Consider the following 9,786-nt stretch of genomic DNA (forward strand, 5'->3'; position numbering starts at 1 on the left):
GGCAGCCAGCCCAATACCCCAGCGGTGGCGCAGCCATAAACCCAATGCCGCAGGAAAACCCAACAACCCAAAAAACACGCCGCTGGCGATAAAATACCCCATTCCCAAAGGAAGATTGAGCTGGCTGTAAAATTCTGCATTGCGGAGCGTTTCAGCCAGCCGCAGCCAGCCGCCGAGCGAAATCAGCAGACAGGCCAGCACCAGCATCTTTAACCCCCATGAGCGTTTTCGTCGGGTGAAAGGCTGGTTCACTTCCATGAAACATCCCATAAGTGCACATGGGCGGTTTCGCCATCCCGCGTGCTGTAGATTTCAATGTCTATCTGACCGGCATTCAATTGCGTGTCAAATGCAATGGTAACCTTGCGTGGATCGGGCGTTTCCTCTTTATCGGCCTCAAACCGCAGCGGGCTGCTGCCATTCGGCGGATAGACCCACACCACCACTTTACCCGGCACACCCCCAATCCGGGCGGTCAGCGATTGCAGGTTTTGCGGCTGATTAAAAATCAGGTTCAACACCAATGGGTTGGCTTCCATCGTGCGGATTAAGGTGCCCGGCTGCCCGTCAAAGACATGTTCGATCTCGCCCATATCCAGCCGCGAGTAGCGCACCTTGAGCAGCGTGCCGTCATTCAGGCGCAGCGCCTTCTCCTGTAAGGCGCGCCGTTCCTGCCGCTCCTGGTCGAAGATTTGCTGTGCATTTTCCACATAACGCAGGCGCACAAAATAAAAACCCACTTTGCCGTTGGGGTAATTCAGCGTGCGCTCCACCTGAATATCGGTAAACTTGTTGCTCTCCTGGACTTTGAGCCATTCTTCCGGAATCATCACGAAGCGGGTGTTTTCTGCCAGCGGCTGAACCTCGTTCAGGTGGCCCTCAATACTGCCCAGGCGAAATGGTTGCGGATCATCGAAGAAAAACCGTGCAATCACATCGGTGCCGTTTGCCCAGGACGGGGAAACCACCAGATCAACGCCGGGGTTTTGGTTGAGATAATCGCTCACTTCGGCGAACAACTGGCGCGCACCCCACTGTAAGCCGCTCAAGCCGTAATCGCTTGACCAGAATGGTGCATTCTGCAAGGCATCCTGCAGCATTCCAAAGGCGGCTGCGGCAAGGATGAGGAAGATCAGCAGGCTGAGCCCAATCGTCCAGTTTGGACGCGGCCAGCGCTTTTGCAATCGGCTGCCGAGCCAGCCGATTGCGCTTTCCAGCCCAAGTCCACCCAACAAAGCCGCCGGAATCACCATGAACAGCGCGCGGGTGATGCCCAGTTTGACCAGCGCTGCCCCGCTGGGCGCCGCCAGCAGCGCCAGCAGAATCAGGCGGTATTCACTCCGGCGGATACCCCGCAGCGCGCGGATCAGACCGATGGCAACGAAAGGCAGCGTAATCCAGCCGAGATGGCCGTACCCCTTCATCACATGACGGATCAGCTCACCCGATTGGGGAACATACCAGTAAAGCGGGTTGAGGCCGCGCAGATATTCCCCAAAATAAATACCCAGTTTAGCCAGCAGAGGGCGGTCGGTCAGCCAGTAGGAATTGAGCAGGGTCAAATGACGCAGGGTTTCCCCCGGGTGCTCAATCTGGAAGCGGAAATAAGGCAGAGCGAACAGCGCTGCCAGTCCCAGCGCGAGCAGCAGGCGGCGGCGCTGCTGCCAGTGGTAACGCCAGTCCGAGATGAGCAGAAACAGGGACAGGCTGGCGATCACCATTTGGGCCGGGCTGTAACTGTAAAAGGCAAGCGCAGCAGCGGTTACTGCGCCGTAAATCCAGGCGGTTTCCCCCTGCCGGTAGCGCAGATAGGAATAAACCAGTGCGGCAAAAAAAGTGACCCCCAGTCCGGCTTCGAAAGCGGTGCGCGAGTGCAAAAACCAGGCCGGCATCACGGTCAGCAGCAGGGCCGCCCCCCAGCCGAAGCGGCTGCCAAAGCCTTTTTGCAGGCTCAGCCCAACCGCAAGCGCTGCCAGCAGGCTGATGATTGCCGGAACGGCTCGGGTAACCCACACCGATTTTCCAAACCAAAGGTAAGGCAGTACCTGAACGTAAACCGAAAGGCTCAGGTTGTACATGGAACCGTTGGGGAAGTAGGTGGGTAAAAATTCGCCGCTGTAACCGCGTAAACCATCCCGCACCAGATCGGCCGCCAGCACGGTTTGCACGGCTTCATCGGTAAAAAAGTAAACCGGAAAGTCCGGCAGGCCAATCAGACGGGTGGCCAGGTAAACCAGTAATGCCAGCCCCAGCAGCATAGACGGCAGATGAGGGACGATCCGTTCCCACCGGCTGGGGCGGGGCTGAACCGCCTGCCCAGCAGCCTCGAGCCAATCCGGCAGGGGCAAAGGCGGGTTGGAGAAGGTGAGCGAGCGGGTTTCCAGCGGTTTGCCTTCGCGCGTGCGGCTTTCAACGGTCAGATGCAGGCTGGTGTTGGGGGGCACTTCCACCTGCAGGTGCAGGTGAATCTCGGCCGGAGGTGTAGGCTGCTCCGTTGAAGGCGGCGGCGCTGCTGCCGGTTGAGATAAGTTTTCTTCGGAAGATTGGGAGATAGAATCCTCGTCGCTCATGTCTATTGGGATTATAGCATGAGCGATTTATTTCCCCCTCCCAAATCCATTTTGGAAAAAGGGTATCTTTGGGGATTAAGAATCATTGGGAATTGAGGGGATTGGTTGAATCACTCCTTGCAATTTCAAAGGATTGTTATCTTTCTTTTTCCTGAAATCAGCTCTGCACAATCATTCTTTTGTAACTCATTTGCCAAAGTGCTATAATCCAAACGATGAATCTCTTTTCGCTGATGGTTGGCATTGGCGCATCGCTGGGTCTGCTGCAAGTCTGGCGGGATGCCCCGCCCGGCAAAGAGTACCCCAGCCTGCTGAATGGCGGGGTGGTGCTGCTCGCCGCGCTGATCGGCGGACGCGCCGGCTTTGTCTGGCTCAACCCCCACCTCTTTACCGCTGATTTACCCGCCGCGCTGCGCTTTTGGGAGGGCGGGCTGATCTTCCCCACGGCACTGCTGGCAGCCTTGCTGATGATTCCGCTGCTTGCGCTGGTTCAACACCAGCCCCTCGCGCGCCTTGCCGATCGGGTCATGCTCATGCTCATCCCCCTCGCCGTCTGTCTGTGGCTGGGTTGCGGTGCGGCCGGCTGCGCTTACGGCGTTGCCCTCACCGATCAATATCCGTGGGCGCTGCCGGTGCTCGATTCGGACGGCACGCTGACCTACCGTTTCCCTCTGCCGTATTTTGCGGCGGCAGCGCTGCTGCTGATTGCCCGCCCGGTGGAGAAAAAAGCCCTTGGGCTGCAAATGCCGGGTGCACGGGCGGTTTTGCTCGGTCTTGTGCTTGCCGTTCATACCCTCCTCTTTTCATCGTGGCGCGCCGATGCAGTGCCAGTGTACCACAACCTGCGCCTGGACTATGCAGTCAGTTATCTGCTGGGTGGTGTAAGCCTGCTGGGGGCACTGGTGTTGGCAGCCATCAACCTCACCCGTGCCATTAACCGCCAGCGTCTCTCTTCCAGAAGGCGCTCTCAATTTTGATCATTTGATCACAGGAAAAATTACCCATGAAATTAACCCTTGGCATGGCTCAAATCAATACCGTATTGGGAAAACCGGAAGAAAATCTCGAAAAACATCTTCAATTTGCTCATCAGGCGGCCCAAAGCGGGGCTGACCTGCTCATTTTCCCGGAACTTTCACTGACCGGCTACGTGCTGCAAGACCTGACTCCGGCAGTTGCCCACCGCCCGCGCCCCGACGACCCGCTTTTTCGTCCTCTGCTGCAGGCCTCGCAGAAGATTGATTTACTGGTCGGCTTTGTGGAAGAGGATACCCGCAACCGCTTTTTCATTGCCGCCGCCTATCTCTCTGCCGGAGAAGTGCGCCATGTGCACCGCAAGGTGTATTTACCGACCTACGGCCTGTTCGATGAGGGGCGATTCTTTGCCTGGGGGGATGCCATTCAGGCGTTTGAAACCCGTTTTGGACGCGCCGGGGTGCTGATCTGCGAAGACTTCTGGCACGCTTCGCCGCCCTACCTGCTCTGGCTGGACGGCGCCGACCTGTTCCTGTTCACCTCTGCCTCCCCAGGGCGCGGCTTGAACAGCGCGCCGATCCTCGAATCGGCCCGCTGGGTGGAACACATCAACCGCGCTTATGCCAGCCTGTTCACCGCGTTTGTTGCCCACACCAATCGGGTGGGTTACGAGGATGGCCTCAATTTTTGGGGCGGTTCAACCGTTTTTGACCCAAACGGAGACTTGATCGTTCAGGCGCCCTATTTTGAAGAAGGGCTGACGCTTGCCGAACTGGACCTCAATCAACTGCACCGGACGCGCGCCCGCCTGCCGCTGCTGCGCGACGAACGTACCGCTCTGGTTCAGCGTGAACTGAACCGCATCCTCACCAGCCGCACCTCCGGTAAGTAAGGAAAATGCCATGAAAATCGTTGACCTGACCATAAACACCGACCTGACCCGGCGCATTTTGACTGGCTTTATCCGCAGCGAAATTACCCGTATGGGCTTCTCCCGCGCCGTCATCGGCCTGTCGGGCGGAATTGACTCGGCGGTATCCTGCTTTTTGGCTGCTGAAGCCCTGGGAGGGGAGAATGTGCTGGCCGTGCGGATGCCCTACCGCACCTCCTCGGCCGATTCGCTCGAGGATGCTCAAAAGGTTATCGAAGCCGCCGGTGTGCAATCCCTGACCGTGGAAATTACGCCGATGGTCGAACCGCTCTTCCAGCGCTTCCCCGAAATGGACAACATGCGGCGCGGCAACATCATGGCGCGCCAGCGCATGATCATCCTGTACGATCAGTCTGCGGCTTTTAACGGGCTGGTGGTCGGCACCGGCAACAAAACCGAAATTTTATTGGGGTACACCACTCTGTATGGCGATTCGGCGTGCGCCCTCAACCCGATTGGCGATTTGTACAAAACTCAGCTGCGCCAGTTGGCTGAGGCTTTGGGCGTACCGGAGTCGATTCGCCGCAAGGCCCCCTCGGCGGATTTATGGGCTGGTCAAACCGATGAAGGCGAATTGGGTTACACCTACGCCGAAGTGGACCGCCTGCTCTATCTGCTGGTGGATCAGCGCTATACACCGCAGGAGTGCATTGAAGCCGGATTCGAGCCGTCATTTGTGCACCGCGTGGTGGAGCGCATGCGCCGCAACCAGTTCAAGCGCATCCTGCCGCCCATTGCCAAACTCAGCAACCGCACCATCGGCTACGACTTCCTCTACCTGCGTGATTGGGGCACTTAGTTTTTTTGTTGCAAGAATGAGGTGTTTGGGTTTTCTTTCTTTGCAACACGCCATTTTCCACAGTCGGTTCGTTCATTGGTCAACCAAATCAGGTATAATTTCTTAAGATGACGGCTATGGACCTGGAAGAAATCCGGCGGTATGTCCCCCAGATTTACCAAATTGCTGCCAAGTTTGGGATTAGCAAGATATTCATCGTCGGTTCCGTAGCACGAGGAGATCAAACCTTACACAGCGACCTTGACTTGTTAATTGAGGTTGAGGAAGGTGTTTCATTATTCAATGTGGCTGGTTTCGCATATGAATGCGAACGGCTTATCGGTAAAAAAATTGATGTAATTCCCTTAAGTGTGATTGAAAAACAATCGGATCAGAATTTTTACAACAAAATCCGTAAAGAAGCCGTCCCCATATGAAAAGTATTCATACGCTGTTGAGGGACATGATTCGGGCAATCGAAACGATACAATCTTATCAGGTTGTTTCGTATGAAAACTTCCTGGAAGACTCCAAAACACAGGATGCAATTCTGTATAACCTGATTGTTCTGGGAGAAGCAGCCAATAAGATTCCTGAACAATTCCAGGAATCTCATCCAGAAATCCCATGGTCATCCATGATTGGCACCCGAAATATCATTGTTCATGGCTATGACCAGGTCAAGTTACCTATTGTGTGGGATATTCTTACGAAAAATCTTCCTGAATTGAAAAAGGCCTGATTCAATTAGCCGATTATATTGAATAGAAATCGGCTGCCTCAAGCAAAATCATTCACTGCTGCAGATCAAACTGGTGTTTCGTGAAGGTGAGTCCAGCGCTCCAGGCACTTTTCCAGTTGGTGCTGCACCTGCTGGTATTCTTCTCCCAGCCGGCTGACTTCCAACGGGTCAGCCGGTGGGTTTTCCAGCAGCCGGCTGATCTCCCCCAGCCGCCGTTCCAGGCCGCTGATTTCGGCTTCCAGGGCATCAATCACCGCCTGGCGGCGCTGTTGTTGATTTTTGGATGGTTCATTCCGCGCCGCCTGCCGTTCGGTTCGGGCAGCCTTTTCCTGATTGCGGCGGGCCGCTTCGGCGGCTGCCTGCTCTGCCAGCCAGGCTTTGTACTGGCTGTAACTGCCCTCAAAGACTCGCAGGGTTCGTTCTTCGGGCAAGACCTCCCAAACCTGGGTTGCCAGTGAATCAATTAAGTAACGGTCATGCGAAACAAGTAGGATGGTACCGCCGTAATCGGCCAGCAGCGATTGCAGCGCTTCCTGAGAGGGCAGGTCAAGGTGATTGGTCGGCTCGTCCAGCAGGAGCAGGTTTGCACCCTGCAAGGCCAGCCGCGCCAGCGCCAGCCGGCCGCGTTCTCCGCCGGAGAGCATGGCAACCGTCTTGAATACATCATCACCGGTGAAGAGGAAGCGCGCCAGGTAGTCGCGCGTCTGGGCCGGCAGCCAATCCGGGACAATCTCTGCAATCGCTTCCATCAGGGTGTGATCGGGGTTCAAACCCTCATGCGCCTGCGCAAAGTAACCAATCTTCAGGCCGGCGCCCAGCACAACTTCTCCGCTGAACGGCGGTGTTTGTTCCAGCAGAGTTTTGAGGAAGGTGGTCTTGCCGGCTCCATTGGGGCCGATGATGGCGGCACATTCTCCTCGCCGCAGAATCAAATCAGGGGCGTAAAAGAGCGGTCTGCCTTCATCATGATAGCCAACCGCCAGTCCGTGCGTGCGGATAACCAGATCACCGGAGCGGTTGGCTGCCTGAATGTGAAAATGCAGGCGGCGCGGCTGACGCGGCGGGGAAAGGCGGGCTTCTTCCAGCAGACGTTCCAGCCGCTTGCGGCGTCCCTGCGCCTGACGGGTATTCTGCCCGGCGATGTTGCGGCGGATAAAATCGAGCTCCTTCTCAATAAATTCCTGCTGTGCCTGATATTCTTCCAGCCGCCGCTGGTAGCGTTCCTCGCGCTGCACGAGATACGCCGAGTAGTTGCCGGGATAAATTTCCAGCGCCGGGGTCATTTCCCAAATGGTATGGACAACCTGGTCCAGAAAGTAACGGTCGTGCGAAACAATCAGCACCGCTCCTTCCCATTCGCGCAGGTAGGTTTCCAGCCATTCGACCGCTTCAATGTCCAGATGATTGGTCGGTTCATCCAGCAGCAGCAGATCGGGGTTTTCCAGCAGCAGCTTGGCCAGCACGGCGCGCGTGCGTTGACCGCCGGATAACTGTGGTAAGGGGCGCTTGAAATCCGCTTGCTTGAAACCCAATCCGTTCAGCACCTGTGCAATGCGTGTTTCAAAGGTATAACCACCGAGGTGTTCAAACTCGGCTTGCAGTTTGCCGTAGGCTTCCATGGCGGATTCGGCGGTTGCGGGGTCTGCCATGGCGGCTTCCAGTTCAGCCAGTTGGTTTTGTCTTTCCAGCAGGTCGGCAAATACGGTCAGGCATTCCTGCCAGAGGGTGCGCTGAGAATCGAGGCGGGCTTCCTGCGGCAAATAGCCGATGCGCAGGCCGCGCGCCCGCTGGACGGTTCCGCTGGAGGGTTCTTCCAGTCCCAGCAGAATGCGTAGCAAGGTGGTTTTGCCAACCCCATTGGCGCCAACCAGCCCGATGCGCGCGCGGGGTGGAATGGCAAAAGACAGGTCACTGAATAAATCCAGTGCGCCGTAGGATTTGCTCAACCCGGAAACCGTAATCAAACTCATGGCGAAAAACAGTATACCGCAGAATGGCGGGGTGTGGAGCAAGAAGAGAGAATTTTTGTGTGGCTTGCCTCCCCCAAAATCGCTAAAGTGATTTTGGGGGAGGTAGGAAGGGGTTCAGTTTGCTTTTGTCTGGGTTTTGTGCTTATTATGGATCCTCGCTTTGTGAATTCTTGAATTAATTTGTAATAATATCTATAATGAAATTGGTAATTGTCCAGGCGCAGGGGGTAGCGTACAGACAATAATCGCTTCATAACCTTTGACCTTCACCGATTTCAACGATTTGGAAAGAACGGGTGATCCTTATGAAGGTCAACCTGATCTACTTTACCCAAACAGGCAATACCCGCCGGATTGCCAGAGCGATGGCGGAGGTGTTTCGAGAGGCTGGTTGGGATACCCGCACCCTATCTCTGAAGAAAGTCACCGTTCAAGATGCAGTTGAAGCTGACCTGTTAGGGGTTGGCAGCCCATGTTTTTCAAGTCAGGCGCCTGCACCCATCAAGAATTTTTTACGAAACCTGCCGCCGCTGCCCGATAAAAAGGCTTTTGTTTTTGCAACTTCTGGAACTGCTCCGGGACGGGTGCTTTATGATTTATACACGCTGCTAAATACAAAGAATGCCGATGTGGTTGGCGGATTTCTGGCTCGCGGCATGGTTCATCATCCGGCGCCATGCCTGTACGGCAGGCTGCCTGATCGTCCAAACGACGAAGATTTTTTACAGGCCCGCCAGTTTGCCGCCGAATTGGTTCGCCACATGAATAGCGGTTTTACCGGCAAAGTAGCGGGAAGCCGCGCAGATACTTTCAAATTGAGGTACGGCTTTTACGATTTTGTGGCGCTGATCAGTTCCGATGCCGTGCTGCGTTGGTTAATGCCCAAACCAAAACTGAACCTGAAGCGATGTAACCAGTGCCGCTGGTGTGAATTTGAATGCCCGGTTCACAATATCGCCCTCGATCCTTACCCCACCGTGGGCACGGCATGTATTCGTTGTTACCGCTGTGTTAACGGATGCCCACAAAAGGCTTACAGCGTAAACTGGAAGCTGGCAAATCTGGTTGTCTATGCTTTTTACAACAAGACCTTCACCGGCTGGTTTGGAACCTGAGGCCTGCCGGCAGCACTCAAACAAAACCGGGTTTGCCGGGTGATCCATCAGCCTGCCGATCTCCTTTCCCCATTTGCACAGCACACGCTGCTTAAAGACCAGAGCGGCTTGAAAGCCGCTCTGGTTTACCAAAAAGGAGAGACCAATAAAATCTCAGGCAGGCTGGGCAGCGCCGGTCGGGCACACGTCGGCGCAGGCACCGCAGTCCTGGCACTTGGAAGCGTCAATCACATACAGGCCGTCCACTTCGGAGATTGCGCCTTCCGGGCATTCGGCTTCGCATGCGCCGCACTGAATGCAATCATCAGTAATCACATACGCCATGGCTGCTTTCCTTTCGTTCGTTTGTGAATTTAAGTACTTTCTGCGGTAAGCATAACATATCCGCCGCAGTTTGTTAGCGGTCTTTTGTCATTTAATCGGTGTAAAAATGTCATATTTAACCCCGCTGCGGAATGCAGGCTAATTCACAATTGTTCGGTTTTTCCAGGCGCAGCGAACGTGGCAATCTTATGTGTGACCCCCACCAACCTCCCCCACTATCGCTTTGGCGATATTGGGGAGGCGAAGGAGGGGGCAATTGATCTGCACGGGTGCGTGTCGCTTCGGGCTGAGGGACATTAACCGCTGCCTGTCCTTTTGAGCGAGCGCAGCGAGCGTGGCAATTTCTGGCATGCCCCCTCCTGTGCCTCCCCCAAAATCGCT

General features: G+C 55.5%; 10 protein-coding genes. 6 read left to right on the forward strand and 4 right to left on the reverse strand.

Annotated features, from left to right (window positions below; genetic code table 11):
- Together VAE48_RS10825 and VAE48_RS10830 are read right to left on the reverse strand one after the other, a co-directional pair.
- A partial coding sequence (locus tag VAE48_RS10825) for a hypothetical protein (protein WP_322793343.1) occupies positions 1 to 258 on the reverse strand: 258 nt, incomplete at its 3' end.
- On the reverse strand, positions 249 to 2,570 hold the full coding sequence (locus tag VAE48_RS10830) for an ArnT family glycosyltransferase (protein WP_322793344.1): 2,322 nt from the start codon (positions 2,568 to 2,570) through the stop codon (positions 249 to 251). The genes VAE48_RS10830 and VAE48_RS10825, both read right to left, overlap by 10 nt.
- Positions 2,571 to 2,785: 215 nt before the next feature.
- On the opposite strand from VAE48_RS10830, the gene VAE48_RS10835 reads away from it, so the two are divergent.
- The 5 genes from VAE48_RS10835 to VAE48_RS10855 all read left to right on the forward strand — a co-directional run bounded on the left by VAE48_RS10835 (position 2,786) and on the right by VAE48_RS10855 (position 5,996).
- Entirely contained in the window at positions 2,786 to 3,547 is a 762-nt protein-coding gene (locus VAE48_RS10835; protein ID WP_322793345.1) for a prolipoprotein diacylglyceryl transferase family protein, read from the forward strand.
- 26 nt (positions 3,548 to 3,573) lie between these two features.
- The gene (locus tag VAE48_RS10840) at positions 3,574 to 4,437 is read left to right on the forward strand and encodes a nitrilase-related carbon-nitrogen hydrolase (protein ID WP_322793346.1); all 864 of its coding nucleotides are present in this window, start codon (positions 3,574 to 3,576) and stop codon (positions 4,435 to 4,437) included.
- Positions 4,438 to 4,447: 10 nt separating this feature from the next.
- The gene (locus tag VAE48_RS10845) at positions 4,448 to 5,275 is read left to right on the forward strand and encodes an NAD+ synthase (protein WP_322793347.1); all 828 of its coding nucleotides are present in this window, start codon (positions 4,448 to 4,450) and stop codon (positions 5,273 to 5,275) included.
- A gap of 116 nt (positions 5,276 to 5,391) precedes the next feature.
- On the forward strand, positions 5,392 to 5,691 hold the full coding sequence (locus VAE48_RS10850; protein ID WP_322793348.1) for a nucleotidyltransferase family protein: 300 nt from the start codon (positions 5,392 to 5,394) through the stop codon (positions 5,689 to 5,691).
- Positions 5,688 to 5,996 (forward strand): DUF86 domain-containing protein, encoded by a 309-nt coding sequence (locus VAE48_RS10855; RefSeq protein ID WP_322793349.1) that lies wholly within the window; start codon positions 5,688 to 5,690, stop codon positions 5,994 to 5,996. Before VAE48_RS10850 ends, VAE48_RS10855 begins: the two co-directional genes overlap by 4 nt.
- Positions 5,997 to 6,061: 65 nt before the next feature.
- Here the strand turns inward: VAE48_RS10855 and VAE48_RS10860 are convergent, their stop codons facing one another.
- Positions 6,062 to 7,966, reverse strand: coding sequence for an ABC-F family ATP-binding cassette domain-containing protein (locus tag VAE48_RS10860; RefSeq protein WP_322793350.1), 1,905 nt, complete (start codon positions 7,964 to 7,966; stop codon positions 6,062 to 6,064).
- A 305-nt stretch (positions 7,967 to 8,271) separates the two neighbouring features.
- Here VAE48_RS10860 and VAE48_RS10865 point away from each other — a divergent pair, with 305 nt between their 5' ends.
- On the forward strand, positions 8,272 to 9,081 hold the full coding sequence (locus VAE48_RS10865; protein ID WP_322793351.1) for an EFR1 family ferrodoxin: 810 nt from the start codon (positions 8,272 to 8,274) through the stop codon (positions 9,079 to 9,081).
- A 153-nt stretch (positions 9,082 to 9,234) separates the two neighbouring features.
- Here VAE48_RS10865 and VAE48_RS10870 read toward each other — a convergent pair whose 3' ends face one another.
- Entirely contained in the window at positions 9,235 to 9,474 is a 240-nt protein-coding gene (locus VAE48_RS10870; protein WP_322793352.1) for a DUF362 domain-containing protein, read from the reverse strand.
- Between the last annotated feature and the right edge of the window lie 312 nt (positions 9,475 to 9,786).

This window comes from Bellilinea sp. (assembly GCF_034432615.1).
Classification (GTDB): domain Bacteria; phylum Chloroflexota; class Anaerolineae; order Anaerolineales; family Anaerolineaceae; genus Bellilinea.

Coding starts and splice junctions, on each gene's coding strand:
- VAE48_RS10860 (WP_322793350.1), bottom strand. CDS start 7,966: ATGAGTTTGATTACGGTTTCCGGGTTGAGCAAATCCTACGGCGCACTG.
- VAE48_RS10855 (WP_322793349.1), top strand. CDS start 5,688: ATGAAAAGTATTCATACGCTGTTGAGGGACATGATTCGGGCAATCGAA.
- VAE48_RS10830 (WP_322793344.1), bottom strand. CDS start 2,570: ATGAGCGACGAGGATTCTATCTCCCAATCTTCCGAAGAAAACTTATCT.
- VAE48_RS10865 (WP_322793351.1), top strand. CDS start 8,272: ATGAAGGTCAACCTGATCTACTTTACCCAAACAGGCAATACCCGCCGG.
- VAE48_RS10840 (WP_322793346.1), top strand. CDS start 3,574: ATGAAATTAACCCTTGGCATGGCTCAAATCAATACCGTATTGGGAAAA.
- VAE48_RS10845 (WP_322793347.1), top strand. CDS start 4,448: ATGAAAATCGTTGACCTGACCATAAACACCGACCTGACCCGGCGCATT.
- VAE48_RS10835 (WP_322793345.1), top strand. CDS start 2,786: ATGAATCTCTTTTCGCTGATGGTTGGCATTGGCGCATCGCTGGGTCTG.
- VAE48_RS10850 (WP_322793348.1), top strand. CDS start 5,392: ATGGACCTGGAAGAAATCCGGCGGTATGTCCCCCAGATTTACCAAATT.